Source organism: Enterobacter cloacae complex sp. P47BA, from assembly GCF_014930485.1.
Taxonomy (GTDB): Bacteria; Pseudomonadota; Gammaproteobacteria; order Enterobacterales; family Enterobacteriaceae; genus Enterobacter; species Enterobacter bugandensis.
In genome coordinates this window covers 19150-45609 of the sequence record NZ_JADBRF010000018.1, presented here as the reverse complement: position 1 = coordinate 45609, position 26460 = coordinate 19150, and the positions used below count along the sequence as shown (strand labels likewise).

The window sequence follows — 26460 nt, the reverse complement described above, 5'->3', positions numbered from 1 at the left end:
AACCGATCGAGCAGGAGAGTCAGAGAGCCATATTCAACAGCAGACACCCTACCAGGCCGCAGACCGAAATAATGGTTTCCAGCATTGACCAGGACTTGATGGTCTCACCGATGGTCAGGTTGAAGTACTCCTTGAACAGCCAGAAGCCCGGATCGTTTACGTGAGAGAAAATCACGCTGCCGGAGCCTACCGCAATAACCATCAGCTCAGGGCTGACGCCCGTGGTGGCAATCAGCGGCGCAACGATACCGCCCGCTGTAATCGCCGCAACGGTTGCAGAACCCAGCGCGATACGCAGTACGGCAGCAATAGACCACGCCATCAGGATTGGAGAGATATTGGTTTCATGCATCATGGAAGCGATGTATTTGTCCACGCCGCTGTCGACCAGCACCTGCTTGAACGCACCGCCACCGCCGATAATCAGCAGCATCATGGCAATGATTTTGATGGACGAGGTCAGCGTGTCGTTGATCTGATCCATGGAGCGGCCACGGTTCAGGCCGAAGGTGAACATCGCAATCAATACCGCAATCAGCGTTGCCATCACCGGGTCGCCGAGGAACTCGGCAACGGCCAGGAAAGCGTGGCCTTTCGGCAGGATCATCTCCGCCACGGCGCGCATTGCCATCAGAATCACCGGTACCAGCGAGGTCCAGACGCTGACGCCAAAGCCTGGCATCTCTTCTTCAGTGAAGGTTTTGGCGCTGTACAGGCCTTCCGGAATAGGCTTATCAATGCCTTTCAGGAAGCGGGCATACACCGGGCCTGCCAGAATTACGGTCGGGATCGCCAGAATCGTACCGAACAGCAGGGTTTTACCCATATCGGCGTGGAAGATGGTGGCGATGGCGGTTGGACCCGGGTGCGGCGGCAGGAAGCCGTGGGTCACGGACAGCGCAGCAGCCATTGGCACACCCACGAACAGCAGCGGGATGTTGGCCGCGGCGGCGATGGTGAACACCAGCGGCAGCATCAGCACGAAGCCCACTTCATAGAACAGCGCGAAACCGACGGTAAAACCGGTTAACACCACCGCCCACTGGATGTTCTTCTTGCCAAACTTTTCGATAAGCGTGGTGGCAATACGCTGCGCGCCCCCGCAGTCCGCCAGCATTTTACCGAGCATGGCGCCGAAGCCCATGATCAGCGCCAGGCTGCCGAGCGTGCCGCCGACACCGGCTTTGATAGAGCTGATAACTTTAACCAGCGGCATCCCCTGCATCAGACCGACTGCAAGTGCCACCAGAACCAGAGCGATAAATCCGTTCATTTTGAAGCGGATCATCAAGAGCAGTAATAACACAACACCGATAGCAACGATGACTAATGGCATGATTTACCTGGCCTTTGAATTGTTATGGGTAACGTCATTGTTTCAACGACAAATTCCGGTTGTCCCAACTGGGAACAGAGTGGTTAACGGCACTCATACTGATGCCTGCGAAACAGTTAAGTTTAGTCGGCTGTTATAAGGGTGTTGAGTGCCCACGAGAATGATACGGGTAACATATCGTGGTTGAGAATCACCCGGTGAGCCAAAATTTGAATTATGAGACGCAGGTCAACATATAGAGGGGGAAGGCAAGGGAGTCAGGCCCGGTAAGCGCAGCGCTACCGGGCAATACAGACGGGTACTGAATTAGTAGTAAGAGTGCTCGCCGCGCTGGTGCTCTGTCAGGTCGCGCACGCCTTTCAGTTCCGGGAATTCGTTCAGCAGCTGCTTCTCGATCCCTTCTTTCAGGGTCACGTCGACCATGGAGCAACCGTTACAGCCGCCGCCAAACTGCAGGATCGCCAGGCCGTCTTCCGTGATTTCCATCAGGGAAACGCGACCGCCGTGGCCAGCCAGTTGTGGGTTGATCTGGGACTGCAGCAGATACTCAACGCGCTCCATCAGCGGCGCATCGTCAGAGACTTTACGCATTTTGGCGTTTGGCGCTTTCAGGGTCAGCTGAGAACCCAGCTGGTCGGTGACAAAGTCGATTTCCGCATCTTCAAGATACGGCGCGCTCAGTTCATCGACGTAAGCGGTGAGCTGTTCAAATTTAAGGGCAGTGTCAGTTGATTCCACAGCGTCCGGAGGACAATAAGAGACACCACATTCTGCATTCGGAGTGCCTGGATTGATCACAAACACGCGGATCTGCGTCCCTTCTTCCTGATTTGCCAGCAGTTTGGCAAAGTGCGCTTGTGCAGAATCGGAAATACGGATCATAGCTTTGGCCTAATAGTTGACTAAATTACCTGGGTATAATCATACGCCCATTGAAGAAGGGCTACAAGGTACGGCACAGACACCATACCTGAACCGACGCGGCGCCGCTTTGCAAAAGCAGTCGGGAAAGTTCAGCAACGGTACTGCCTGTGGTGACGACGTCATCCACGATGGCGATATGGAGGCCGTGGACCGGCAATTCAAGGCGAAAGGCGTTTTTCAGGTTCCTTTTGCGAAGCCGGGCGTTGAGCTGATGCTGGATGGCGGTGGCATGAACGCGGGTAAGCGCGCTGGCATCGTAGCGACAACCCAGCCACCGGGCGAGCGGGCGGCAGAGCAGGTCGCTTTGATTATAGCCTCGCCGCCAGTGCCGGCGTCGGTATAAGGGGACATTCACCACCATGTCGATTTTCGGCAAAGCGCGGGTTCGTCGCGCCTGTAAAACGGCCAGCAAAAGCAGGCGGGCAAGGGGCTGCGCCAGCGAACTCTGGCCGGAAAACTTCAGGGCGTGAATAAGCCCGCTCAGCGGCGGAACATAATCATCCACGGCCACCAGCGCGCTCCACGGCGGGGATTTTTTCAGGCAGCGGCCGCAGGGCAAATCGCGGTTCGCCGTCGGTAAACCACATTGCGGGCAGGTTGTAATATGCCTTTCCAGCGAACGCGTGCAGACGGAACAGACGCCCCACACGCTGAGGGCAAGCGGCATTTTGCATAGCCAGCACAAGGCAGGCACTGTTAGCATGTGCAACCTCCATGTGAAAAAAGAGAACAGTAACTGATGAAGACGCTGTGGTGGCAGACCGTAGGGACAGGAAATTGCCATCTTGTGCTGCTGCACGGATGGGGCCTGAATGCGGAAGTGTGGCATTGCATAAGCGAGGAACTTGCCTCGCAATTTACGTTACATCTGGTTGATCTGCCGGGCTATGGTCGCAGCCGTGGCTTTGGCGCGATGTCGCTTGATGAAATGGCGCAGCACGTTGTAGACGCCGCGCCGCAAAATGCCATCTGGCTGGGCTGGAGTCTGGGCGGGCTGGTGGCAAGCCAGATTGCACTCTCCTGGCCCGAGCGCGTTAGGGCGCTGGTCACCGTGGCCTCGTCGCCATGCTTTAGCGCACAAGAGGCGTGGCCCGGCATCAAACCTGACGTTCTGGCGGGCTTCCAGCAGCAGCTGAGCGACGATTTCCAGCGGACCGTCGAGCGATTCCTCGCCTTGCAGACAATGGGTACCGAAACCGCGCGTCAGGATGCCAGAGCGTTAAAGCAGGTGGTGCTCTCCCTGCCGATGCCGGACGTTGAGGTGCTTAACGGCGGTCTGGAGATCCTGAAAACGGCCGATCTGCGCGAGCCGCTGGCCGGGCTGAGCATGCCGCACCTGCGCATCTATGGCTATCTCGACGGGCTGGTGCCGCGCAAAGTGGTCCCACTTCTGGATTCCCTCTGGCCGGACAGCGAATCACAGGTCATAGCAAAAGCCGCGCATGCGCCGTTTATCTCTCATCCGACGGAGTTTTGTTCAGCGTTGGTTGCGTTAAGTCAACGTTTAGACTGATTATTTTCTATCCAGCCTGGAAAAAGTTACACACCGCAACCATACTCCAGATGTCGTTGCGGTTGTTCTGCCTACGATGATCAAAACAACAATCCTATGGAGAGTCAGGCTATGAAACTTGTTACAGGTATTGTCACTTCTCTGGTTATTGGGTCACTGTCATTTGGCGTTTTTGCGGCAAAAGAGCTGGAAAAAGATAAAGTTGCCGGGATGAATCTGACGAAAATTGGTGAGATTTCTACGTCTGACACCACCGCGCCGATGGATGCAAGAAAAGAGCTGTCGAAGAAAGCGGATGAGCTGGGCGGGACATACTACGTCGTCACCAGCGCAGAAAAACAGACCAAAAACGTACGCGCTACTGCGGACGTCTATAAGTAATACGATAAAGCCGGGCAGCAATGCCCGGCTTTATTAGCGCAGTGCCCACCACTCCCTGAGACAGGCCTTTCCTTCCGGACAGCTTTTACAACTGCCGGAGAGGCAACCCTCCGCTTCTTCCTGAATCCGCACGGCTTTACCCATGGCTTCCAGGCGCTCCAGCATGGCATCGATCATCGGCTGCGGCGTATGCAGGCTAAGGCTGAGCTGTTTTGCCTCCATGCGTCCCTGCAACGCCAGTAAGTCACGAACCTGAATCAACGATGCCATCTGTTTTTCCCCTTAGTGACAGTCGCCAGCCGGGCTGTTGCAGCAGGTGGCCGGGGTTTTACGCGTCGCCAGCAGGTTGATATCAACGCGGCTTCGCGCCCGGCGCAGCAGGCCAATCACAATCACGTTAAACAGGATGACCGCCAGGATGCTGACCAGGCTGTAGCGCGGATGCTGGCTGAAGTTAACGGTCTGGTAAAACAGCGTCGCCAGCGAGTAGGCGATATTCAGCCCCCACAGAATGGAGAAGCCCATCCAGCCGCGGCTGGACTCACGGGCAATCGCCCCCATCACCGAGATGCACGGAATATAGAGCAGAACGAAGATCAGGTAGCTGTAGGCTGCGGACGCGCTGCCAAACTTCTCGCCCATCACGCCCATGGCACCGGTCGCCATTTCGCCGTCGCCTTTGCTGGCCTCAATCGGGTTAGCCAGCACGCTCAGGCTGAAGGTGTCTTTCAGGCTCTGCCAGGTCTCCTCTACGGCACCCAGCAGTTCGTCACCGAGGTGAAACTCCGCCGGGTTAAATTCCTGCTCCTGAATGTTCTCTGCGGTGTAGAGCGTGTTCAGGGTCCCGACGACCACCTCTTTCGCCATTGCTCCGGTAAACAGGCCCACGGTCGCCTGCCAGTTATCCTCCTGTACGCCAATCGGTTTGAAGACCGGCGTGATGACGCGGCTGACGGAGGCGAGGGCAGAGTCGTTGATGTTATCTGCCGCCTGACCGGTGAGGGTGAAGCTGTTCAGCGCGCTCAGGAAAATACTGACAATAACAATCACCTTACCGGCGCGCAGCACAAAGCCTTTCAGGCGCTGCCAGGTCTGGATCGCCAGGCTTTTCAGATGCGGGACGTGATAGACCGGAAGCTCCATTACAAACGGTGACGCTTCACCGCGCATGATGGTGTGCTTGAGCATTAAGCCGGTCAGGATCGCCATCACGATGCCCAGCACGTACAGCGAGAAGACCGCCAGCGCGCCCTGCTGGCCAAAGAAGGCTGCCGCGAAGACGGCAAAGATTGCCAGACGCGCGCCGCAGGACATAAACGGCGCCATCATAATGGTCATCAGTCGTTCACGCGGTGCATCCAGGGTGCGCGCGCCCATTACCGACGGCACGTTACAGCCGAAGCCGACGATCAGCGGGACGAACGATTTGCCCGGCAGGCCCAGCGCCTGCATCAGGCGGTCCATCACGAAGGCGGCGCGCGCCATGTAGCCGGAATCTTCGAGGAACGAGAGGAACAGATACATCATGCCGATCTGCGGTACCAGCGGCAGCACGGTGTTGATACCGCCGCCAATCCCCTGGGCAAGGAAGATGGTCAGCCATTCCGGGAAGTGCAGGGTGTAACCTACCCACTGAATACCGTGTACGAAGACCGCGACAGAACCGGCGTCAAAAATCGGCTGCAGCGCGCCACCGATGTTAATCGCGAGCAGGAACATCACGTACATCACCAGCAGGAAGATGGGCAAACCGAGGAAGCGGTTGAGCACAATCTTATCCACCGCCGCCGTAAAGCGGCTGGGCTCTGCGGTAAGGGCGTTGCTGACCACGTCGCAAATTGACGCAATGGCCTGATAACGCGCATCGGCGATGTGCAGCGCCGGATCGTCCAGCTCGTCGCTGAGACGGGCGAGGGCCACGTCCAGCTTATCCGCCGCATGTCCGGCATAGGCGCGGCTGTAGATATCCCCTTCCAGCATCTGCAGGCCGAGCCACAGGCGCTGTTTTGCAGGCATGCTGCTGTCCATCTCCTGCGCCAGCAGTTCGGCTTCGCGCAGCAGCGGCTGGGCGTAATGCACCAGCTCAACGTCGCGGTTTCCCGCGTGGCGGTCAATCGCCAGCTTCAGGGCGTCGATACCGCGAGCGCGGGTCGAGACCAGCGGAACCACCGGACAGCCCAGGCGCGCGGAGAGCGCATCGACGTCGATGCGCAGCTTTTGTTTTTCCGCAATGTCGAGCATGTTGAGCGCCACGATGCAGGGGATCCCCAGCTCCAGCAGCTGTAGCGTCAGGTAAAGGTTTCGCTCGAGGTTTGAAGCGTCGACCACGTTGATCAGCAGATCCGCGTCGCCGCCAAGAATGTAGTGGCAGGCAATTTGCTCATCGAGCGAAGTCTGGGATGAAATCGTGGTTAAGGAGTAGGTGCCGGGAAGGTCAACCAGGGTGACCTGATTGTCCGTTGTCGCGAACTGGCCTTCTTTACGTTCAACCGTTACGCCTGCCCAATTTCCCACGCGCTGGCGTGCGCCGGTTAACTGATTAAATAAGGTTGTCTTGCCGGAATTAGGATTGCCAATTAAGCCAATAGTTAATTTTTTCATTGTATTAGACCCACCGAAACCGCTGGCTTGTTAACGGGATAAAGATTCAACTTCAATTAATGCGAGGTCTTTTTTGCGCAGAACCAGATTTACGCGCCGGGTTTCGATATGAACAGGATCGCCCAACGGCGCCACACGCACGACCTGGAATGATGAGCCGGGCAGCATGCCAAGTGACAGCAGCTTCTGCCGATAGGCCGGGCTAATTTCGCGGGTAAAACCGGTAATTTTCCATGCACTGTCTGGAGTGAATTGCATAATGCCTGATTCCACGAGAGGTTAAATAATCTACACTGCGATGATAATGAGAATAGTTTTTATCAGCAATAATAAAAATGTGACGGGATGTTGTTAATCGTATTAATTTGCGGTCTGATTGACCTTGCTCAATATTTGCAGAATTACCCGGGAAGGAATAAAAAGCCTATTTGTTAATGGAGTGATAAATAGCGGTTTAAATATGGGTGTGCAATCGGTTTCATATATTTCGGGAGGATTTTATTCCCCTCACCCCGGCTCTCTCCCCTTTGGGGAGAGGGGTAGGGTGAGGGGGGTTACCTTAGCGTTTCTTACCCATCGCCGCCGCCAGCGCGTCCATCATCGCGCTGTTGCCCGCAGGCTGCGCGTCACGCCCGCGCGGCTTCGCGGCCGGACGCTGCTGCTCGCGGCCTCCGCCGTTGCCGCCACGGCGCGCGCTGGTGTCGCCCGGCTGCTCATCCAGACGCATGGTCAGGGCGATACGCTTGCGCTGCAGATCCACCTCCAGCACTTTCACCTTCACGATGTCGCCCGCTTTGACCACGGTGTGCGGGTCTTCAACGAACTTGTCGGCAAGGGAAGAGATATGCACCAGACCGTCCTGGTGCACGCCGATATCCACAAACGCGCCGAAGTTGGTGACGTTGGTCACCGCGCCTTCCAGCACCATGCCCGGCAGGAGATCGTTCATGGTCTCGATGCCGTCAGCAAAGGTCGCCGTTTTGAACTCAGGACGCGGATCGCGGCCCGGTTTTTCCAGCTCTTTGATAATGTCGGTAACGGTTGGTACACCAAATTTGTCGTCGGTGAAATCAACGGCTTTCAGGTTACGCAGAGCGCTGCTGTCGCCCATGAGATCCTTCAGCGCCTGCTGGGTGGCGGCCAGAATGCGTTCCACAACTGGATACGCTTCCGGGTGAACGGTAGAGGCATCCAGCGGGTTATCGCCGTGGTTGATGCGCAGGAAGCCCGCACACTGCTCAAACGCTTTCGGCCCCAGGCGGCTCACTTTAAGCAGCTGCTGACGGTTCTGGAACTGGCCGTTCTCATCGCGCCAGGCCACGATGTTCTGTGCCATCATGCGGGTTAAGCCCGCCACGCGGGTCAGCAGAGGAACGGAAGCGGTGTTCAGGTCCACGCCGACGGCGTTTACGCAGTCTTCCACGACCGCGTCCAGCTTGCGCGCCAGCTGCGTCTGGCTCACGTCGTGCTGATACTGGCCCACGCCGATGGATTTCGGATCGATCTTCACCAGCTCCGCCAGCGGATCCTGCAGACGACGGGCGATGGAGACCGCGCCGCGCAGGGAAACGTCCAGGTCAGGGAATTCCTGCGCCGCCAGCTCAGAGGCGGAATAGACCGATGCGCCCGCTTCGCTGACGATCACTTTCTGTGCCGTCACTTTCGGGAACTGCTTCTGCACGTCGAGGTAGAAACGCTCGGTTTCGCGTGATGCGGTGCCGTTACCGATGGCAACCAGCTCCACGTTGTACTTCTCGCACAGCGCCGCCACCACGACGGCGGCTTTCGCTGCCTGGCCGGTGTGCGGGTATATGGTATCGGTGGCGACCAGCTTGCCGGTGCCGTCAACGACCGCCACCTTCACGCCGGTACGCAGGCCCGGATCGAGCCCCATGGTGGCGCGCAGGCCCGCAGGAGCGGCCATCAGCAGGTCATGCAGGTTACGGGCGAAGACGTTGATCGCTTCGTCTTCCGCGCGTTCGCGCACGGTGCCCATCAGCTCGGTTTCCAGGTGCATCAGCACCTTGATGCGCCAGGTCCAGCTCACCACGCCTTTGCGCCAGCTGTCCGCCGGGGCGTTGTTCAGGCGCAGGCCGAGATGGTCGATGATAATCTGCTCGCAGTGGCTCTCTTTCGGCGGCTCGTCAAACTGCGGGTCGGCGTTCAGGGAGAGCTGGAGCACGCCTTCGTTGCGGCCGCGGAACATCGCCAGCGCGCGGTGAGACGGGGTGGTCGAAATCGGTTCGTGGTGATCGAAGTAGTCGCGGAACTTCGCGCCTTCTTCCTCTTTGCCCGCGACGACGGTAGAGACGATGTGGGCGTTCTTCCACAGATAATCACGCACTTTGGCCAGCAGGGCGGCGTCTTCCGCGAAGCGCTCCATCAGGATGTAGCGCGCGCCGTCCAGAGCGGCCTTGGTGTCAGCGACACCTTTGTCGGCGTCGACGAATTTCGCCGCTTCGGTTTCCGGGTCGTGAGATGGCTCATTCCACAGCAGCTCTGCCAGCGGCTCAAGGCCCGCCTCAATCGCAATCTGCCCGCGGGTACGGCGCTTCGGTTTATACGGCAGATAGAGATCTTCGAGTTCGGTTTTGCTCAGGGTGCCGTTAATGGCGCTTTCCAGCTCGCTGGTCAGCTTGCCCTGTTCGCCGATGGATTTGAGGATCGCCTGACGACGTTCTTCCAGCTCGCGCAGATAGCCCAGGCGGGTCTCCAGGTTACGCAGCTGCGTGTCATCCAGACCGCCTGTGACTTCCTTACGATAACGTGCAATAAACGGCACGGTGTTCCCTTCATCAAGCAGGCGAACGGCAGCTTCTACCTGTTCGGCTCTGGCCTGAAGTTCACCCGCAATAATGCGGAAGAGCGAATCTTTCATCATGGCTTTATCATCTTGTGGGTCAAAAATCAGGGGATAGTTATACGGGCTGACACGGCAAAATGCCAGCCGGGGAGGGCGCTCTCGGACTATTTTACGTAGACGATCTCATTGACGTACCAGCTGGCTTCACCGGCTGGGGTCTGAACGACGGCTAAATCGCCCACTTCCTTTTTCAGCAGTGCGCGGGCCATCGGGGAGTCGATAGAAATGTAATCTTTACGACCAAAAATTTCATCGTAACCGACGATGCGAAAACGCAGGGTGTCACCATCGTCGTTTTCAATCTCCACCCACGCGCCGAAGAACACTTTGCCCTCCTGCTGCGGGGAGTAATCGACAATTTTAAGATTTTCGAGACACTTCGTCAGATAGCGTACCCGGCGGTCAATTTCGCGCAGCCGCTTCTTGTTGTACTGATAATCAGCATTTTCGCTGCGATCGCCCAGGCTTGCCGCCCAGGTCACCTTTTTGGTTACTTCAGGACGCTCTTCGCGCCACAGGTAATCCATCTCTTTTTTGAGCTTTTCGTACCCTTCGCGGGTGATCAGGGGCGTTTTCATGGTGCTGCCTTTGCTGCCGGTTCTCTGTTTTGCGCACAATACGTACCACACAGTGTAACAGACAGGATTAATAATGATTTATGTGATGAAATGAACAGATAAGCTGCTGTTAAATATGCTTTGTAACAATTTCGACTAGAATTTATACCAGAATTAACTGGTCGAATACGTGCACTTTTTTAGAATACGCTGTTACAAAGACTATCCGAACCTTTGGGAGTACACACAATGCAAGAAAACTACAAAATTCTGGTCGTGGATGACGACATGCGCCTGCGCGCGCTGCTTGAGCGTTATCTGACCGAGCAGGGCTTCCAGGTTCGTAGCGTCGCGAACGCTGAGCAGATGGACCGTCTGCTGACCCGCGAATCTTTCCATCTGATGGTTCTCGACCTGATGCTGCCGGGTGAAGACGGGCTTTCTATCTGCCGCCGTCTGCGCAGCCAGAGCAACCCGATGCCGATCATCATGGTGACGGCGAAGGGCGAAGAAGTTGACCGTATCGTAGGCCTCGAAATCGGCGCCGACGACTACATTCCAAAACCGTTTAACCCGCGCGAGCTGCTGGCGCGTATTCGTGCCGTGCTGCGCCGTCAGGCGAATGAACTGCCGGGCGCGCCGTCCCAGGAAGAAGCCGTCATTGCCTTCGGCAAGTTCAAGCTGAACCTCGGCACGCGCGAGATGTTCCGTGAAGATGAGCCAATGCCGCTCACCAGCGGCGAGTTTGCCGTACTGAAAGCGCTGGTCAGCCACCCGCGCGAGCCGCTTTCACGCGACAAGCTGATGAACCTGGCGCGCGGTCGCGAATACTCCGCAATGGAACGCTCCATCGACGTGCAGATCTCCCGCCTGCGCCGCATGGTGGAAGAAGATCCGGCGCATCCTCGTTATATTCAGACCGTATGGGGTCTGGGCTACGTGTTCGTTCCGGACGGCTCTAAAGCATGAGGCGAATGCGCTTCTCGCCGCGAAGCTCGTTTGCCCGCACCCTCTTACTGATCGTCACCCTGCTGTTCGTCAGCCTGGTGACGACCTACCTGGTGGTGTTGAACTTTGCGATTCTGCCGAGCCTCCAGCAGTTTAATAAGGTCCTGGCCTACGAAGTGCGTATGCTGATGACCGATAAGCTGCAGCTGGAGGACGGCACGCAGCTGGTTGTTCCCCCGGCATTTCGCCGTGAAATCTACCGTGAACTGGGCATTTCGCTTTACTCCAATGAAGCGGCGGAAGATGCTGGCCTGCGCTGGGCGCAGCACTATGAATTCCTCAGCCAGCAGATGGCGCAACAGCTGGGTGGCCCGACGGAAGTGCGCGTTGAGGTCAACAAAAGCTCGCCCGTCGTCTGGCTGAAAACCTGGCTGTCACCCAACATCTGGGTACGCGTTCCGCTGACTGAAATCCATCAGGGCGATTTCTCGCCGCTGTTCCGCTACACCCTTGCCATTATGCTTCTGGCGATAGGCGGCGCGTGGCTGTTTATCCGTATCCAGAACCGACCGCTGGTCGACCTGGAGCACGCGGCGCTGCAGGTCGGTAAAGGCATTATTCCTCCTCCACTGCGTGAATATGGTGCCTCTGAAGTGCGCTCAGTAACGCGCGCGTTTAACCACATGGCGGCAGGCGTTAAGCAGCTGGCGGATGACCGTACGCTGCTGATGGCCGGCGTCAGTCATGACCTGCGCACCCCGCTAACGCGTATTCGTCTGGCGACGGAGATGATGGGTGAAGAGGACGGTTATCTCGCCGAGTCTATTAACAAGGACATCGAAGAGTGTAACGCCATCATCGAGCAGTTCATCGATTACCTGCGCACCGGTCAGGAGATGCCGATGGAAATGGCCGATCTGAACGCGGTGCTGGGCGAAGTGGTGGCCGCAGAAAGTGGTTATGAGCGTGAAATTGATACTGACCTTCAGGACGGTGAAATTCAGGTTCGTATGCACCCGCTTTCCATTAAGCGTGCGGTGGCCAATATGGTGGTTAACGCGGCGCGCTACGGTAACGGCTGGATTAAGGTTAGCAGCGGGTCTGAACTCAACCGCGCCTGGTTCCAGGTGGAAGACGACGGCCCGGGCATTAAGCCCGAGCAGCGTAAGCATCTGTTCCAGCCATTTGTGCGCGGCGATAGCGCGCGCAGCACCAGCGGTACGGGCTTAGGCCTGGCGATTGTGCAGCGTATTGTGGATAACCATAACGGATTGCTGGAGATTGGTACCAGCGAGCGGGGCGGGTTGAGCATTCGCGCCTGGTTGCCGGTTCCGGTGACGCGGGGGCAGGTGAAAGAGGGATAGTGCGGTCTGATGCCCTCACCCCGGCCCTCTCCCACGGGGAGAGGGAGAAAACATTAAAAAAGGCAACTTTCGTTGCCTTTTTGCTTTTACCTACAGCTTCGGACCCGCGCTCACCAGCGCAGCGCCTGCCGGGGTATCGGTGTACTTCTCGAAGTTCTCGATAAACAGCTTCGCCAGCGATTCCGCCTTCTCGCGCCACTGTTCCGGCGATCCGTAGGTATTGCGCGGGTCGAGGATACGCGTGTCCACACCCGGCAGTTCCGTCGGAATGGCCAGATCGAACATCGGCAGCGTGAAGGTTTCGGCGTTATCCAGAGAACCATCCAGAATGGCGTCGATAATGGCGCGGGTATCTTTGATAGAGATACGTTTGCCGGTGCCGTTCCAGCCGGTATTCACCAGGTAGGCCTGCGCGCCGGATGCCTGCATGCGTTTCACCAGCACCTCAGCGTACTGCGTCGGGTGAAGCGACAGGAAGGCTGCACCGAAGCAGGCGGAGAAGGTTGGGGTTGGCTCCGTGACGCCACGCTCGGTACCCGCCAGCTTGGCGGTAAAGCCAGAGAGGAAGTGGTACTGCGTCTGGCTGGCGGTCAGGCGGGAAACCGGTGGCAGCACGCCGAACGCATCCGCCGTCAGGAAAATCACCTTCGTGGCATGGCCCGCTTTTGACACCGGCTTCACGATGTTGTCGATGTGGTAGATCGGGTAAGAGACGCGGGTGTTTTCGGTTTTTGACGCATCGTCGAAGTCGATAGAGCCGTCGGCACGTACGGTGACGTTTTCCAGCAGCGCGTCGCGGCGGATCGCGTGGAAGATATCCGGCTCGGCCTCTTCAGACAGGCGAATGGTCTTCGCGTAGCAGCCGCCTTCGAAGTTAAACACCCCGTCATCGTCCCAGCCGTGTTCGTCATCGCCAATCAGACGGCGTTTTGGATCGGTGGAGAGCGTGGTTTTCCCGGTGCCGGAAAGACCGAAGAACACCGCTACGTCGCCTTTCTCGCCGACGTTCGCCGAGCAGTGCATAGAGGCAATACCGCGCAGCGGCAGCAGGTAGTTCATGACCGAGAACATCCCTTTCTTCATTTCGCCGCCATACCAGGTACCGCCGATCAGCTGAATACGTTCGGTCAGGTTGAAGGCAATGAAGTTTTCGGAGTTCAGACCCTGCTCTTTCCACTGTGGGTTAGTGCATTTCGCACCGTTCATCACGATGAAGTCAGGTGTGAAGTCCTGCAGCTCTTCGTCGGTCGGACGAATAAACATATTCTTAACGAAATGCGCCTGCCAGGCCACTTCGGTAATGAAACGCACGGAAAGGCGGGTATCGGCGTTAGCGCCGCAGAAAGCGTCGACAATGAACAGACGCTTACCGGAAAGTTGATGGGTGACGAGCCCTTTCAGATGCTGCCAGGTTTCCGGGGAGAGCGGTTTGTTGTCGTTCTTCCCTTTGCCCTTGTCAGCCCACCACAGCGTATCGCGGGTAGTTTCGTCTCGGACGATATACTTATCTTTCGGCGAACGACCGGTAAAGATACCGGTATCGACGGCGATAGCACCAAGGTTCGTCAACACACCGCGCTCGTATCCTTCCAGTGCTGGATTGAGCTCTTCCTGATACAGCGTATCGTAATCGGGGTTGTAGACGATTTCCTGGACGTCGTGAATACCATAAGCCTTGAGATCTTGCGGGGTTAAACCAGTAACACGCATATCACTGCTCCTTAGCCAATATGTACTGCCTGAAATTGTAGGGTTTTTCTGGGGATGTTAACCGCGACGGGGCTCATAGATTTGTGCATCTGGATAAAACCCTTACTAACGGAAAACGCTGCGACTCCAGTCACAGTGCAGGCGGATTATCGCAGGAATCGCTTTTTGGTTGGGGAAAATGTTCCGAAAAGGTTAAGAGGTGGTGATTTTATCGGAGAGAATGTGAATGTAATCGCATACATGTAAGAAAATTACGTAAGAGTTACATAGGGAAAACGATTCAGCTTTTGGGGGATTTTTGCCCCTCACCCTAACCCTCTCCGCAAAGGGGAAAGGGCAGGGTGAGGGGTAGCGTTTTAATGAACCTGCGGATCCGCCGGAGAGGCGTTATTGCGGATTTCAGCGATATCCATTGAATTGAACACGTAGTGCGTACCGCAGTAGTCACAGTGCATATCAATTTCGCCGTCTTCAGCCATGATGCTGTCGATCTCTTCATCCGGCAGAGTTTTCAGTGCGCCAGCGCAGCGCTCGCGCGAGCAGGTGCACTTAAACTCCACGGACTGCGGATCGTACACGGTCACTTCTTCTTCGTGGTACAGACGCCACAGCACGTCGGTCGCCGACAGGTTGAACAGCTCTTCCGCCTTGATGGTTTCGGTCAGCGTCGCCAGATGCTCAAAGTCATTGGTCTGCGCGTCCTGCGCTGGCAGAACCTGCAGCAGCATGCCGCCCGCAGCAGGCTGGCCGTCCACTTCACCGGTACGGATGAACAGACGCGTCGGCAGCTGTTCGGAACGCATGAAGTAATCTTCCAGGCAGGCTGCCAGGGTATCGCCTTCCAGACCGACCACGCCCTGATAGCGTTCACCTTCCTCCGGGGAGATGGTGATCACCAGGTAGCCATTGCCCACCAGCGTTTTGAGATCAGCATTTTCAGGAACGTCGCCCTGAACGCGCGCTACGCCGCGCATCTGCTGCTGGTTATTGCCGTTGATCACCGCCAGCGTCATCGGGCCGTCACCCTGCAGCTGCACGGTGATATCACCGGCAAACTTCAGCGTTGCGGTCAGCAGGCTGGTGGCAACCAGCAGTTCGCCCAACAGGGTCTTCACCGGCAGCGGGTAGTTGTGGTTTTCCAGAATCTGTTTCCAGGTTTCGGATACGGTGACCAGCTCGCCGCGCACGGCGAATTGTTCAAACAGATAGCGGTGTAATTGGTCGTGTTGGGCCATTTTCATCTCTCGTGCGGGTGAGGGTTACTCGCTCTCACCGTGTTTAAATTTCATCAGATCGCGGCGCTCTTTTTTATCCGGTCGCCGGTCCGGGTGGGGCATGGTCAGCGCATTCATTTTGCGCGCCAGCGCGGTCTTCTCGCGCTTTTCAACGCTTTCAGCCGTCTCTTCGTAAAGCAGTACGGCTTCCGATGCGGGCCGCCGCTGTTCGGTAATGGCTTTAATCACAACCGTACGTTCGTCGTTGCCCTGGCGCAGCGTTAAGGTGGCGTTCAGTTCAACCAGCTTGCTCGGCTTGCTGCGCTGGCCGTTGTAATGCACTTTACCGCCGTCAACCATTTCACGGGCAAGGGCGCGCGTTTTATAAAAACGGGCTGCCCACAGCCATTTATCCAGTCTTACCCCATCTGAGGGCTTTTCTTTCATGGCGTCTCCTTCACGGTCAGTGAGGGGATCATCTGGCGGTAGTCGTTCAGTCCCGGATGGCGCAGATAGCTTTTTTCAGCCAGACCAGAGTCAGGATTAGTGACGCCCAGACAGTAGCGAATGCCAAACGTTGCCGCAGAATCCAGAATAGGCTCGCTGTCGTCAATGAACAGCGTGCGCTCCGGCTGCAGGCCGGTCTCTTCCTTCACCGCATGCCACAACCGCTGATCCTCTTTCGGATAACCAAATGTGTGGGTGGAAAGTAATAAATCAAGGTGCGACGCCAGTCCCGTATGCTCCAGCTTCACGGCCAGGTTATGTGGATGCGCGTTAGTCAGCAAAATACGGCGCTTGCCGCTTGCTTTCAGCGCGTCCAGGAAGGGAACCGTATCTTCGCGCAGCACGGCGCGTGGTCCCTGGGCAGTGGTCATGGCACAAATATCCAAACCGAGGCGCTCGCTCCAGTAGTCCAGACAGTACCAGTTTAGCGTATGTTGCACCGCGCTATATTGCGAACGAATGAACGCCTGCGCTTCTGCCGGGGAGATACCCTGCTGCTCACCATAGGTTTCCGGCACCAGCTTTTGCCAGAAATAGTTATCAAAGGCGAGATCGAGCAGCGTGCCGTCCATATCCAGCAGAACGGTGTCGACCTGCTGCCAGTCGATATCAAGATGCATAGGGGGGAACTCCAGCCAGAAGAAACGTGCGCGACAGGGTAGCACATCTTGTCGCGCAACGACGTTATCAGATCAGGCTCTCAGAGGAGGGGATCAGCTTAGGATTGAGGCAATTCTCATAATATTGCTGGATCTCCGCCAGACGCGTGCGGGAGCGCTGGTAGCGGCGCAGGGCCATAAAACCGTTCCAGAAAATGGCGATCAGCATGGCGATCATCAGCAGAGAGGTGCCAATGTAACGCCACAATCCTGCGCTGTCCGGCATCCGGTGCAGGCCGATATGGCGCGTGCCGTTGGCGTCGGTGTAGATGCTTGTGACAATCCCTTCGGCACTGAACGGCGTTTGCATCAGCATCTGCGCCAGACGCTGGAACTGGCTCCACTGCTCCTGGGCCGGGTAGTCATAAAGCGCTACCTGCGGGTAAGGCTGATCGACCAGGTCGCTGCCTTCATCGCTGGCAATCACAAAGCCGCCCGGTGCCGGACTGTTGAGCGCCTGAGCCGCCCGGGTGGTTTCGCGCATCATAAACGGCGATGTCGAGGTGGCGACCAGGTTATCAAGCGATTCCGCGCTGACCGGACGCAGCAGCACGTTGACGCCATCCAGTCGTCCCGCCTCGGCGCGTTTCACCAGCGAGTCCCAGTCTTTACTGTTCCCGAGGTTAACCAGCGCGTTCTTGAGGCGTATGCACTCATCCTGCGAGGAGCATAAGTCCTGGGTTTTCAGGACAATGTCGCCAAAATCATCCAGCAGAATCATGCCTGATTTCTGAATAGCGGAACGCAGCGCGGGGCTGACGCGTGAATCATCGTCCGGTTTAGGGTGCAGCTGGCGGTTGACCGTCTGAGTCAGCGCCGTGGCTTTATTCACCACTTCGGATTCCGGCAGCGGCAGCGGCGGGGCGTCGTTCCAGATAATTTGCGAACAGTCGAACGGCGTGAACGGTGAATTCTGGCGCGTGTTCCACGCCCCCGGGGTATGGATATTACACATTCCGGTGCCTTTCAGGCGCAGCGTATCGCCCACCCGTACACCCGCTTCATCGAGCTGGTTGACGCTGGTCGCCTCGATGGTCTGCGCGCCTTTGATCCACGACAGGGTAAATTTGATGGGCATATCCAGCGGCACGAAAAGCAGCAGCATGATAAACACCAGCCCGGCGCCGGCGGCGATGACCGTGCTGCGGAGCCAGTGCTGAAGCGGGAAATTTTTCACTTCATCATGCAGAGACAGGAAGCGCCCCTGTCGCACAACGTGGCGGTCAAGATAGATATCAATATCGGTTTTCTGCCCTAAATCCTGCGCAATCCACGGTTGCCAGTGGCGCGGGTAGATCAGGTCGATAATCCCGAGTGAGATATTGTTGAGATGCTCCTGATCGTTCTCACCGAACAGGCCCCAGCGCTTTGGCGTGCCACGCAGGCAGTGGATCTCCCGCAGCGAGGTTTTGGCCGGTGGGGCAAAGAGCCCCCACAGCCCGGCCGCAAGAAGCAACACCGCGCCACCCGCCAGCCATGGGACAAAGACGTCCGGCGTCAGCAGGCAGACAAAAAAGAGCAGGAAAGCGGCAACGATCAGGATGGCTTCACGAATACCGTCCGGACGGCTCAGGGCGTACTCTTCATGCGTCTCCTGACGAATATTCAGCAGCTCAATCTGCTCGGTCTCTTCACCACGAATAGAGGCCTGCGTTGAACTCGCGCGTTCCAGCGCAAAGCGCGGGGCTTCGTGAAGATAGTCATTCAGGGTATGGCCGTTGAGCGAGATTACCAGCGGCAGCGAATCGGTGTGAATCAGCTCAACGCTGTTTTCGTCGTTAATGTACTGCTCCCAGGACGGAGGCAGATGCACCTCAACCGAATCCAGGTAGTAGCGCCACTTGTTGGGGTCGTCAGTCGTAATGCCATAGCGCGTGATGGAGCGCGTCACGCAGAGCACGGTGTCACTTTGCGCGTTAAGCTTAAGCGCCACAGGTGCAGTCGTGGCTCCCGTCGGCCCAGGCGTTAACTGAGAACGGTTCAGCGTTTCGAGATAGTTTTCAACTGCATCGCGCTCGTCTTGCGTCAGTTTACGCGTTGTCGCACCCGCGAAGGCATTTAAAAAGGGCAGCCGGTAACGGCGCTGTATGCGTCGCCTGTACAGCCACCCTGCAATCAATGCGCTGACCAGCATAGCAGCGAGAACAATCAAAATGGTGCTCATGCTTTCCCCATCTTACTTATCTTACAGGTGTAGTCAGTAGCACCTTTACATTGAATGAGAGTCTGTGGCTGGCTATCGGCAAGTATGGAGTCGAACTTGAGCATTCTAAAGCGCATCCCAGTGACCGGTGATGATAGCAAAGCCTGTCATGGCGCGATATCAGCAAATTCCTAGAAACATTTCAACCTCTTGACATTTGTTTTGAATTGAGGATTGATCCCTGCTGCGTTGCATAAATGTAAATAAAGAACAATTGACATTGCCGAAACCGTGCGGCATATCGCACAATAACGCCAGTTCACACTGCTAAGACCCCATCAAGATGAGCAAACCACTACAAAAACCCACCATTCTGCACGTTGAAACTGTCGCCAAATCGCGCCTGTTTAACGTCGAGAGTGTGGATCTGGAGTTCAGCAACGGTGTGCGTCGTGTTTATGAGCGTATGCGCCCCTCTTCGCGCGAAGCGGTGATGATTGTCCCTATCGTCGACGATCATCTGATTTTGATCCGCGAATACGCCGTGGGGACGGAATCTTACGAGCTTGGGTTCTCGAAAGGGCTCATCGATCCGGGTGAAACGGTCTTTGAAGCAGCAAACCGCGAGCTGAAAGAAGAGGTGGGTTTTGGCGCGAACGAACTGTCGTTCCTGAAAAAACTGAGCATGGCGCCGTCCTATTTTTCCAGCAAAATGAACATTGTGGTGGCTGAAGATCTCTATCCTGAATCGCTGGAGGGAGATGAACCAGAGCCGCTGCCGCAGGTTCGCTGGCCGCTGGCGCATCTGATGGATCTGCTTGAAGACCCTGACTTTAACGAGGCTCGCAACGTGAGCGCGCTGTTCCTGGTTCGCGAGTGGCTGAAGGGGCAAGGGCGGCTGTAGGCCATAAAAAAGCCGGGTGGCGGCTTCGCCTTACCCGGCCTGCAATTCTTTGCCCGGTTTTTACCGGGCATTTTTATGCTTAAAACAGCTCGTGCGTTTCGCCGTTATCAATAATCTCTGTACCCACCTCATGCACCGCCTGTGTGGTTGGCTGCGTACCTTCGATGAAATACTCGGCACGGCTATTACCGCCGTTAGCGAGCTGGCCGGTGCTGCGGTCAATATTGACCGTCACCACGCCCGGTGGCGGCGTCAGCGGCTGCTCCGGCACGCCTTCAAGAACGGATTTCATGTAGGCATCCCAGGCCGGCTGCGCGCTTTTGGCGCCGCCTTCGTAGCCGGAAATCTGATCTTTAATCGCGCCGGATGCCGTGGTACGGCCTAAATCACGGCGATGATCGTCGAAACCGATCCAGACTGACGTCACCACACCCGGCCCATAGCCGGAGAACCACGCATCCTTCGAGCTGTTAGTTGTCCCGGTTTTACCGCCGATATCATGGCGCTGCAGATCGCGCCCTGCTCGCCAGCCGGTACCCTGCCAGCCGGGTTCACCGAAGATGTTGGTGTTCAGCGCGCTCTTGATCAGGAACGCCAGCGGCGTGTTGATCACGTGCGGGGCATACTCCTGCGCGCCGGTCTGCGCCACCAGCGACTGGTTAGCCTGCTCCAGCTGCGGCTGCGGCAAGACGATATTTGGCTGCTCCTGAGAAACGGCAGGGTCTTCCATGTCCTTGTTTTCGAGCACCTCGGATTTCGGCGTGTTGCCGTAAATGACCGGAATATCACACTCAGGGCAGGCAATTTTCGGCTTCGCTTCAAACAGCACGCCGCCCTGGTCGTTCTCGATTTTGCTGATGAAGTACGGGTCAACCAGGAAGCCGCCGTTGGCCATCACCGAGTATCCGCGGGCGACCTGAAGCGGCGTAAAGGAGGCTGAGCCCAGCGCCAGCGACTCGGTGCGAACGATGTTCTGCGCCGGGAAGCCGAAGCGCTGCAGGTACTCTGCCGCATAGTCGACGCCCATCGCGCGCATGGCACGCACCATCACCACGTTTTTCGACTGCCCCAGACCCTGGCGAAGACGAATAGGACCGGCATACTCCGCAGGAGAGTTCTTCGGCTGCCAGTCGGAACCGGCACCGGCATCCCAGCGGGAGATCGGCACGTCGTTTAGGATGCTGGCAAGGGTCAGTCCCTTATCCATCGCAGCCGTGTAGAGGAACGGCTTGATGTTGGAACCCACCTGACGCAGCGCCTGCGTGGCGCGGTTAAATTTGCTCTGGTTGAAATCGAACCCGCCGACCAGCGCCATTACCGCCCCGTTCTGTGGGTTGATGGAGACCAGAGCCGAGTTCACATCCGGTACCTGCGCCAGCCACCAGGCATCGCCTGACTTGCGCACCCAAATCTGCTGCCCGGCCTGTACCACGTCGGTCACCTTGCGCGGCGTTGGCCCCTGCAGGGTGTCCGATCGGTATGGACGCGCCCAGCGAATACCGTCCATGCGCAGGGAGACGGACGTGCCGTCTGCCAGCGTCGCAACGGCTTCCTGAGGATCGGCCTGCGTCACTACGGCTGGAAGGAGCGGACCATAGGTTGGCAGCGCTTTCAGCGTGCTGGTGATTTTTTTGCTGTCCCATGCGCTTTCGCCCACTTTCCAGAGCACGTTCGACGGTCCGCGATAGCCGTGACGCATATCGTAGTCCATCACGTTATTGCGCACCGCGTCCTGAGCCGCCTGCTGCACTTTACGGGTAACGGTGGTGTACACGCGATAGCCATCTTCATAGGCCTTGTCGCCATAACGACTCACCATCTCCTGGCGCACCATTTCGGTCAGATAAGGGGCAGAGAAGGCGATCTCAGGGGCGTGATAATTGGCGTCAATGACGTCGTTACGCGCCTGGTCGTACTCGCTCTGGCTGATATAGCCTTCGCTCAACATACGTGACAGGACGACATTACGACGTGAGGTAGCGCGATCGAGCGAGTAAAGCGGGTTAAACGTGGACGGCGCTTTTGGCAGACCGGCAATGGTTGCCATTTCGCTTAGGGTGAGCTGTTCAACAGGCTTACCGAAGTACACCTGCGCGGCTGCCCCCACGCCATAGGCACGGTAGCCCAGATAGATTTTATTGAGGTACAGCTCAAGGATCTCGTCCTTGTTCAGCAGTTGCTCAATACGGATCGCCAGGAACACCTCTTTGATCTTACGCGTCAGCGTCTTTTCAGGGCTGAGGAAGAAGTTACGCGCCAGCTGTTGCGTAATGGTGCTCGCCCCCTGGGAGGCGTGACCGGAGAACAACGCAATGCTTGCGGCACGGAAAATCCCGACCGGATCGACACCGTGGTGCTCGTAGAAACGGCTGTCCTCCGTGGCGATAAAAGCTTTCACCATCACGGGGGGAATTTGGTTTAAGGTCAGCGGGATACGACGCTTCTCGCCATACTGCGCCATCAGCTCGCCATCGGCGCTATAGACCTGCATTGGGATCTGGAGACGCACATCGCGGAGCGTGGCGACATCAGGTAGCTGTGGCTCAATATATTTGTACAAACCGTAAATCGAGCCTGCTCCCAGCAGAATGCAACAGACTGCAAGGATGAATAAATACTTTACGAACTTCACCGGAGATTTCCCATTTGGTTTCACTTGGGCAGTTTCTAAACAATCGCGCGGTAGTATAAAGGCAAGCCTGATTCATTGATATAGCCGTCAAGGCGACGGGCGATAAGGAGATCGTGAAGCATGGCTTTCAAAACATGGCAAACGGGCGTTCATATTCAACAGGATAAGGTCCTGATTACGGCACTGGTCCGGGAGAGAGGCGGCTGGTGCTTACGCCGCTGGTGGGCCATTTCTCTGGCCGAAGGCATCATTCGTGACGGCAAAATTTGTCAGCCAGAAGCGCTGGCCGATGCCTTACGCGACTGGCGAAAAGCGCTCCCGCACTACCATCGGGTATTTCTCTCCTTTCCTGCTGCACGGACTCTGCAAAAAACGTTGCCCCGACCGGCTCTTGCATTGCGCGACAGCGAGCAGCTCTCGTGGATGGGGGCGGCGCTTTCGCGCGAACTGGAGATGTCGACAGAGTCCCTCTGTTTCGACTACACCCAGGACACCTTCAGCAATACGTTTCACGTGACTGCTGCACAAAACAAAGAGGTTGAAACGCTTCTTGACCTGGCGAAAACGCTACGTTTGCGGCTGGCGACCATCACCCCGGATGCCAGCGCGCTGACGAACCTGCTGCCTGCGGTAGCGCCGACGCTGTGCGTCGCCTGGCGAGATGCGCACCACTGGCTGTGGGCTATGCGCCATCAGTGGGGGCGTCGTTATACCACTGAAGCAGAAAACGTCACTGAGCTGGCGGCGCTGCTGGCCCTCAACCAGAATGACATCGCGTTCTTTGATGCCGAACGGTCCCCATGGGAAACGCTGCAGCGCTGGCATGCGCCTCTTCCCGAATGCGGGGCTGACTATACCGTCGCGCTGGCGCTGGCCATGAGCGAGGTGCCTGAATGAACGTGACCAACCTCCTGCCCTGGCGTCAGCAGCGGCGCGCGCGATGCCTGCGTTTCTGGGGCGGCGTATTTGTCGGCGCATTGCTGCTCATGCTGGTGACCGTTTTTAGCGTAAGGATGAATCATCTGGTAACGCTGCGCGCGCTGCAGGCTCAACTGGCGGGTACGCAGTCCGTGCAGCGTGGTCTTGTGTCTCGCCAGCGACCCACCGCAGAGGTGCAGAACCCTGTGGGCACGCAGCCGCGCCGCGCATGGCAACCGGTGCTGGAGTCACTTTCTGAGGCCATGCCTGCGCAGGTATGGCTGACAGAGCTGCGTTATCAGCCTCCTGCTCTGATGTTGATCGGATATGCCACTACCCTGCAGGCGCTTTCTGCCTTGCGTAATGGGCTGGAGCACATAGACGGCTTTACGCCCGGTTCTGAGGGGGAACTCCGGCAGGATAGCCAGGGGCGCTGGATGTTCACTCTGCACCTGAAAAGCGAGGGGTAATGCGTGGAGACATTGCTAGAACGCTGGTGTGAAAGTCGTCCCTGGTGTCGGCTGGTCTGCGGGGGGCTGGGTATTCTCCTGATGGGCCTGACAGCATGGGGTGTAGTGCTCCGGCCAGCAGAGAGGCAGTGTGCGGATCAGCGGCAGCAGTTGAGCCAGGCGGCGCGGACTAACGCGTCGCTGTGGCCCACCGCCAGTCAGGTGCCGTTTAGCCCGCAAACCCGGACGGCACTGGAGATAAAGCCCTTTTCACCGCTCGATTTTCAGGGGGAGGGTACAAGGCTCCTTCACTGGAAGCCGTTGCAAAACGGCGGTGAACTGGCGCTGGAGGCGCAGTGGCAGGCGATCCCGCCTCTTTTTTCCCGGCTGGCGCAGCGGGATGTGCGGGTCGCTGCTTTCACGCTTGCGCCACAAAGTACGGCGTTACGCCTGAGGCTGGAGCTGGAACATGCGAAATAGCGCGAGATACCTGCTGGTTTGCTCGGCGCTGCTGTTGACCGGCATGCGCGATCCGTTTCGCCCGCCGGACGACCCCTGCGCCACAGCCGAACTGGCACAGTGGCACTACCGCGGAATGGTGGGAGGGCAGCAGCGCGTTGGTATTTTGCTGGATGGGCAACGGCGCTGGCATCGTCTGAAAGAGCACGAACGTTTCCCGGCGGGCTGGCGGATAACGGCCATCAATGAAACGGAACTGGTTGTTGATGTGGGTGACACATGCGATCCCGAAGAATGGGCGTGGCAACGAGAAGGAAAGGATAAAAATGAAGTTAAGGATAGTGCTGTTGCTGCTGGCGTTCAGCCGCCCGCTGTGGGCCGCCGCGCCAAAGCCGGTCACGCTGGTGGTGGATGACGTGCCGGTGGTTCAGGTGCTACAGGCGCTGGTTGCGCAGGAGAACCGTAATCTGGTGGTATCGCCGGATGTCGGCGGCACGCTCTCGCTTAACCTGACGCGCGTTCCCTGGCGGCAGGCGTTACAGACGGTAGTCACCAGCGCCGGACTCGTTTTACGAGAGGAGGGCGGTATTTATTATGTCCATACCGCGGCCTGGCAGCGTGAACAGCGGGAACGTTTAGAGCAGGAGCGAGCGCGTCGACAGCTTGATGCTCCGCTGGTCTCGCACAGCATCCCATTTTCTTATGCGGATGCCGGAGAACTGCAAAAAGCGGCTGAAAAGCTCCTGAGTCCAAAGGGGAGCTTATCTGTCGACAAACGCACCAATCGTCTGCTCATCAGGGATAACCAGGCGGTGCTGGAGGCGCTGCAGCAGTGGGCGACTCAGATGGATATTCCCGTCGAGCAGGTCGAACTGGCGGCGCACATTGTCACCATTAATGAAAAAAGCCTGAGAGAGTTGGGGGTGAAGTGGAATCTTGCCGAGGCCGCTGAGGCGGGCAAAGTTGGACAGCTCACGACGCTTGGCAGCGATCTTTCCGTGGCCAGTGCTACCACGCATGTGGGGTTTAATATCGGGCGAATTAACGGCAGGCTGCTGGATCTGGAGCTCTCTGCGCTGGAGCAAAAACAGCAGGTCGATATCATTGCCAGCCCGCGGCTGCTGGCGTCGCACATGCAACCGGCCAGCATTAAGCAGGGGAGTGAGATCCCGTATCAGGTTTCAAGCGGTGAAAGCGGGGCGACCTCGGTGGAGTTCAAAGAGGCGGTACTCGGAATGGAGGTCACGCCTGTAGTATTGCCCGGTGGGCGCGTGCGCCTGAAGCTACACATCAGTGAAAACATGCCGGGACAGGTGCTGCAGCAGGCCGATGGCGAAACGCTTGCCATCGATAAGCAGGAGATAGAAACCCAGGTGGAGGTAAAAAGTGGAGAAACGCTGGCGCTGGGGGGAATTTTCTCGCAAAAGAACAAAACCGGCAGTGACAGCGTGCCCGGGCTTGGGAGCATCCCCTGGCTGGGACAGCTTTTTCGCCATGATGGAAAAGATAATGAGCGGCGTGAGTTAGTGGTGTTTATTACGCCACGTCTGGTCGGTATTCACTAACGGGTAACGATCCCCGCAATGATTTTGCATTCAGTTTGTTGCAGATGTTTGACGTGGGGCATGAATTAGCATACAAGGAGTACCGATTTGAGTTGGACTTACGTCTTATTACCTTATGCGTCCGGCGCGGTGATTTAATCAGTTGCCAAACAAGCCGGAGTATTGAGATAATTTTTAGTCTGACTCTCGCTCTATTGCATATGAGGTTTCAGTTCATGTCCTGCTACGCCGGGTGTCTGCGAAGCGGGGATTACCATTAACGAATAGTCTTAGTAGTACCGATAAAATGGCAGAGAAACGCAATATCTTTCTGGTTGGGCCTATGGGTGCCGGCAAAAGCACTATTGGGCGTCAGTTAGCTCAACAACTCAATATGGAATTTTACGATTCTGATCAAGAGATTGAGAAACGAACCGGAGCTGATGTGGGCTGGGTTTTCGATGTAGAAGGCGAAGAAGGTTTCCGTGACCGAGAAGAAAAAGTGATCAACGAACTCACGGAAAAACAGGGCATCGTACTGGCAACAGGCGGCGGCTCTGTGAAATCTCGCGAAACCCGCAACCGTCTCTCCGCCCGTGGCGTAGTGGTCTATCTTGAGACGACCATTGAGAAACAGCTGGCACGTACGCAGCGCGATAAAAAGCGCCCGCTGCTGCAGGTTGAAACGCCACCACGCGAAGTTCTGGAAGCGTTGGCCGACGAACGCAATCCGCTGTATGAAGAGATTGCCGATGTGACCATTCGTACCGACGATCAGAGCGCTAAAGTGGTTGCAAACCAGATTATTCATATGCTGGAAAGCAACTGATTCTG

General features: G+C 57.1%; 25 protein-coding genes. 11 read left to right on the top strand and 14 right to left on the bottom strand.

The window, feature by feature from the left end; genetic code table 11:
• Window positions 1–19 precede the first annotated feature (19 nt).
• The 3 genes from gntT to gntX form a co-directional block, all read right to left on the bottom strand.
• Window positions 20–1336, bottom strand: a complete 1317-nt coding sequence (gntT, locus tag IM299_RS17675; RefSeq protein ID WP_028014680.1) for a gluconate transporter — start codon at window positions 1334–1336, stop codon at window positions 20–22.
• Between the two features lie 306 nt (window positions 1337–1642).
• Entirely contained in the window at window positions 1643–2218 is a 576-nt protein-coding gene (gene nfuA / locus IM299_RS17670; RefSeq protein WP_045630303.1) for a Fe-S biogenesis protein NfuA, read from the bottom strand.
• Between the two features lie 61 nt (window positions 2219–2279).
• Window positions 2280–2963: a DNA utilization protein GntX gene (gene gntX, locus IM299_RS17665; protein ID WP_193357882.1), complete on the bottom strand. Its 684-nt coding sequence runs from the start codon at window positions 2961–2963 to the stop codon at window positions 2280–2282.
• Between the two features lie 36 nt (window positions 2964–2999).
• Here gntX and bioH point away from each other — a divergent pair, with 36 nt between their 5' ends.
• Window positions 3000–3773 carry a pimeloyl-ACP methyl ester esterase BioH gene (gene bioH / locus IM299_RS17660; protein WP_028014677.1) on the top strand — a complete coding sequence of 258 codons (774 nt, stop codon included), beginning with the start codon at window positions 3000–3002 and terminating at the stop codon, window positions 3771–3773.
• 111 nt (window positions 3774–3884) lie between these two features.
• A complete protein-coding gene (locus IM299_RS17655) occupies window positions 3885–4154 on the top strand; it encodes a YdgH/BhsA/McbA-like domain containing protein (protein WP_023309499.1) in 270 nt (89 codons plus the stop codon).
• Window positions 4155–4187: 33 nt separating this feature from the next.
• Here the strand turns inward: IM299_RS17655 and feoC are convergent, their stop codons facing one another.
• The 5 genes from feoC to greB all read right to left on the bottom strand — a co-directional run bounded on the left by feoC (window position 4188) and on the right by greB (window position 10196).
• On the bottom strand, window positions 4188–4424 hold the full coding sequence (gene feoC, locus IM299_RS17650) for a [Fe-S]-dependent transcriptional repressor FeoC (RefSeq protein ID WP_041911908.1): 237 nt from the start codon (window positions 4422–4424) through the stop codon (window positions 4188–4190).
• A gap of 12 nt (window positions 4425–4436) precedes the next feature.
• The gene (feoB, locus tag IM299_RS17645; protein WP_192987453.1) at window positions 4437–6755 is read right to left on the bottom strand and encodes a Fe(2+) transporter permease subunit FeoB; all 2319 of its coding nucleotides are present in this window, start codon (window positions 6753–6755) and stop codon (window positions 4437–4439) included.
• A 30-nt stretch (window positions 6756–6785) separates the two neighbouring features.
• On the bottom strand, window positions 6786–7013 hold the full coding sequence (feoA, locus tag IM299_RS17640) for a ferrous iron transporter A (protein ID WP_006177893.1): 228 nt from the start codon (window positions 7011–7013) through the stop codon (window positions 6786–6788).
• A 301-nt stretch (window positions 7014–7314) separates the two neighbouring features.
• The gene (locus IM299_RS17635; protein ID WP_193357881.1) at window positions 7315–9636 is read right to left on the bottom strand and encodes a Tex family protein; all 2322 of its coding nucleotides are present in this window, start codon (window positions 9634–9636) and stop codon (window positions 7315–7317) included.
• An 86-nt stretch (window positions 9637–9722) separates the two neighbouring features.
• The gene (gene greB / locus IM299_RS17630; RefSeq protein WP_014885539.1) at window positions 9723–10196 is read right to left on the bottom strand and encodes a transcription elongation factor GreB; all 474 of its coding nucleotides are present in this window, start codon (window positions 10194–10196) and stop codon (window positions 9723–9725) included.
• Between the two features lie 228 nt (window positions 10197–10424).
• Between greB and ompR the strand changes: the two genes are divergently transcribed.
• Together ompR and envZ are read left to right on the top strand one after the other, a co-directional pair.
• Window positions 10425–11144 carry a two-component system response regulator OmpR gene (ompR, locus tag IM299_RS17625; RefSeq protein WP_001157751.1) on the top strand — a complete coding sequence of 240 codons (720 nt, stop codon included), beginning with the start codon at window positions 10425–10427 and terminating at the stop codon, window positions 11142–11144.
• On the top strand, window positions 11141–12487 hold the full coding sequence (gene envZ / locus IM299_RS17620; protein ID WP_028014672.1) for a two-component system sensor histidine kinase EnvZ: 1347 nt from the start codon (window positions 11141–11143) through the stop codon (window positions 12485–12487). The genes ompR and envZ overlap by 4 nt, the downstream gene beginning before the upstream one ends.
• Window positions 12488–12577: 90 nt before the next feature.
• On the opposite strand, the gene pckA is transcribed toward envZ, so the two are convergent.
• From pckA to IM299_RS17595, 5 genes are all read right to left on the bottom strand, one after another.
• Entirely contained in the window at window positions 12578–14197 is a 1620-nt protein-coding gene (pckA, locus tag IM299_RS17615; protein WP_041911911.1) for a phosphoenolpyruvate carboxykinase (ATP), read from the bottom strand.
• Window positions 14198–14553: 356 nt separating this feature from the next.
• Entirely contained in the window at window positions 14554–15438 is an 885-nt protein-coding gene (gene hslO / locus IM299_RS17610; RefSeq protein ID WP_161495995.1) for an Hsp33 family molecular chaperone HslO, read from the bottom strand.
• Between the two features lie 18 nt (window positions 15439–15456).
• Window positions 15457–15858, bottom strand: a complete 402-nt coding sequence (gene hslR, locus IM299_RS17605; RefSeq protein WP_028014669.1) for a ribosome-associated heat shock protein Hsp15 — start codon at window positions 15856–15858, stop codon at window positions 15457–15459.
• The gene (yrfG, locus tag IM299_RS17600) at window positions 15855–16538 is read right to left on the bottom strand and encodes a GMP/IMP nucleotidase (RefSeq protein WP_028014668.1); all 684 of its coding nucleotides are present in this window, start codon (window positions 16536–16538) and stop codon (window positions 15855–15857) included. Before yrfG ends, hslR begins: the two co-directional genes overlap by 4 nt.
• 67 nt (window positions 16539–16605) lie before the next feature.
• A complete protein-coding gene (locus IM299_RS17595) occupies window positions 16606–18741 on the bottom strand; it encodes an intracellular growth attenuator family protein (protein ID WP_028014667.1) in 2136 nt (711 codons plus the stop codon).
• Window positions 18742–19063: 322 nt separating this feature from the next.
• On the opposite strand from IM299_RS17595, the gene nudE reads away from it, so the two are divergent.
• Entirely contained in the window at window positions 19064–19624 is a 561-nt protein-coding gene (gene nudE / locus IM299_RS17590; RefSeq protein WP_028014666.1) for an ADP compounds hydrolase NudE, read from the top strand.
• Between the two features lie 79 nt (window positions 19625–19703).
• Here nudE and mrcA read toward each other — a convergent pair whose 3' ends face one another.
• Window positions 19704–22256, bottom strand: coding sequence for a peptidoglycan glycosyltransferase/peptidoglycan DD-transpeptidase MrcA (mrcA, locus tag IM299_RS17585; protein ID WP_028014665.1), 2553 nt, complete (start codon window positions 22254–22256; stop codon window positions 19704–19706).
• A gap of 120 nt (window positions 22257–22376) precedes the next feature.
• Between mrcA and IM299_RS17580 the strand changes: the two genes are divergently transcribed.
• The 6 genes from IM299_RS17580 (at window position 22377) to aroK (ending at window position 26455) form a co-directional block, all read left to right on the top strand.
• A complete protein-coding gene (locus IM299_RS17580; RefSeq protein ID WP_193357880.1) occupies window positions 22377–23153 on the top strand; it encodes a DNA utilization protein HofM in 777 nt (258 codons plus the stop codon).
• Window positions 23150–23644, top strand: a complete 495-nt coding sequence (locus IM299_RS17575) for a PilN domain-containing protein (protein WP_193357879.1) — start codon at window positions 23150–23152, stop codon at window positions 23642–23644. Before IM299_RS17580 ends, IM299_RS17575 begins: the two co-directional genes overlap by 4 nt.
• Window positions 23645–23647: 3 nt before the next feature.
• Complete coding sequence (locus IM299_RS17570; RefSeq protein ID WP_193357878.1) at window positions 23648–24103, top strand: HofO; 456 nt, start codon at window positions 23648–23650, stop codon at window positions 24101–24103.
• Window positions 24093–24497, top strand: coding sequence for a HofP DNA utilization family protein (locus IM299_RS17565; RefSeq protein WP_047362544.1), 405 nt, complete (start codon window positions 24093–24095; stop codon window positions 24495–24497). Before IM299_RS17570 ends, IM299_RS17565 begins: the two co-directional genes overlap by 11 nt.
• Window positions 24409–25647: a DNA uptake porin HofQ gene (gene hofQ, locus IM299_RS17560; RefSeq protein ID WP_193357877.1), complete on the top strand. Its 1239-nt coding sequence runs from the start codon at window positions 24409–24411 to the stop codon at window positions 25645–25647. Before IM299_RS17565 ends, hofQ begins: the two co-directional genes overlap by 89 nt.
• Window positions 25648–25933: 286 nt before the next feature.
• Window positions 25934–26455, top strand: coding sequence for a shikimate kinase AroK (gene aroK, locus IM299_RS17555; protein WP_003861630.1), 522 nt, complete (start codon window positions 25934–25936; stop codon window positions 26453–26455).
• Window positions 26456–26460: the final 5 nt, after the last annotated feature.

Excerpts from the sequence above, each read along its gene's own strand:
- bioH (WP_028014677.1), top strand. The coding sequence starts at position 3,000 with ATGAAGACGCTGTGGTGGCAGACCGTAGGGACAGGAAATTGCCATCTT.
- nudE (WP_028014666.1), top strand. The coding sequence starts at position 19,064 with ATGAGCAAACCACTACAAAAACCCACCATTCTGCACGTTGAAACTGTC.
- gntX (WP_193357882.1), bottom strand. The coding sequence starts at position 2,963 with ATGCTAACAGTGCCTGCCTTGTGCTGGCTATGCAAAATGCCGCTTGCC.
- IM299_RS17575 (WP_193357879.1), top strand. The coding sequence starts at position 23,150 with ATGAACGTGACCAACCTCCTGCCCTGGCGTCAGCAGCGGCGCGCGCGA.
- pckA (WP_041911911.1), bottom strand. The coding sequence starts at position 14,197 with ATGCGTGTTACTGGTTTAACCCCGCAAGATCTCAAGGCTTATGGTATT.
- IM299_RS17595 (WP_028014667.1), bottom strand. The coding sequence starts at position 18,741 with ATGAGCACCATTTTGATTGTTCTCGCTGCTATGCTGGTCAGCGCATTG.
- ompR (WP_001157751.1), top strand. The coding sequence starts at position 10,425 with ATGCAAGAAAACTACAAAATTCTGGTCGTGGATGACGACATGCGCCTG.
- feoC (WP_041911908.1), bottom strand. The coding sequence starts at position 4,424 with ATGGCATCGTTGATTCAGGTTCGTGACTTACTGGCGTTGCAGGGACGC.
- hofQ (WP_193357877.1), top strand. The coding sequence starts at position 24,409 with ATGAAGTTAAGGATAGTGCTGTTGCTGCTGGCGTTCAGCCGCCCGCTG.
- IM299_RS17580 (WP_193357880.1), top strand. The coding sequence starts at position 22,377 with ATGGCTTTCAAAACATGGCAAACGGGCGTTCATATTCAACAGGATAAG.
- nfuA (WP_045630303.1), bottom strand. The coding sequence starts at position 2,218 with ATGATCCGTATTTCCGATTCTGCACAAGCGCACTTTGCCAAACTGCTG.
- feoA (WP_006177893.1), bottom strand. The coding sequence starts at position 7,013 with ATGCAATTCACTCCAGACAGTGCATGGAAAATTACCGGTTTTACCCGC.
- IM299_RS17655 (WP_023309499.1), top strand. The coding sequence starts at position 3,885 with ATGAAACTTGTTACAGGTATTGTCACTTCTCTGGTTATTGGGTCACTG.
- envZ (WP_028014672.1), top strand. The coding sequence starts at position 11,141 with ATGAGGCGAATGCGCTTCTCGCCGCGAAGCTCGTTTGCCCGCACCCTC.
- hslR (WP_028014669.1), bottom strand. The coding sequence starts at position 15,858 with ATGAAAGAAAAGCCCTCAGATGGGGTAAGACTGGATAAATGGCTGTGG.
- aroK (WP_003861630.1), top strand. The coding sequence starts at position 25,934 with ATGGCAGAGAAACGCAATATCTTTCTGGTTGGGCCTATGGGTGCCGGC.
- gntT (WP_028014680.1), bottom strand. The coding sequence starts at position 1,336 with ATGCCATTAGTCATCGTTGCTATCGGTGTTGTGTTATTACTGCTCTTG.
- feoB (WP_192987453.1), bottom strand. The coding sequence starts at position 6,755 with ATGAAAAAATTAACTATTGGCTTAATTGGCAATCCTAATTCCGGCAAG.
- hslO (WP_161495995.1), bottom strand. The coding sequence starts at position 15,438 with ATGAAAATGGCCCAACACGACCAATTACACCGCTATCTGTTTGAACAA.
- IM299_RS17565 (WP_047362544.1), top strand. The coding sequence starts at position 24,093 with ATGCGAAATAGCGCGAGATACCTGCTGGTTTGCTCGGCGCTGCTGTTG.
- yrfG (WP_028014668.1), bottom strand. The coding sequence starts at position 16,538 with ATGCATCTTGATATCGACTGGCAGCAGGTCGACACCGTTCTGCTGGAT.
- IM299_RS17635 (WP_193357881.1), bottom strand. The coding sequence starts at position 9,636 with ATGATGAAAGATTCGCTCTTCCGCATTATTGCGGGTGAACTTCAGGCC.
- greB (WP_014885539.1), bottom strand. The coding sequence starts at position 10,196 with ATGAAAACGCCCCTGATCACCCGCGAAGGGTACGAAAAGCTCAAAAAA.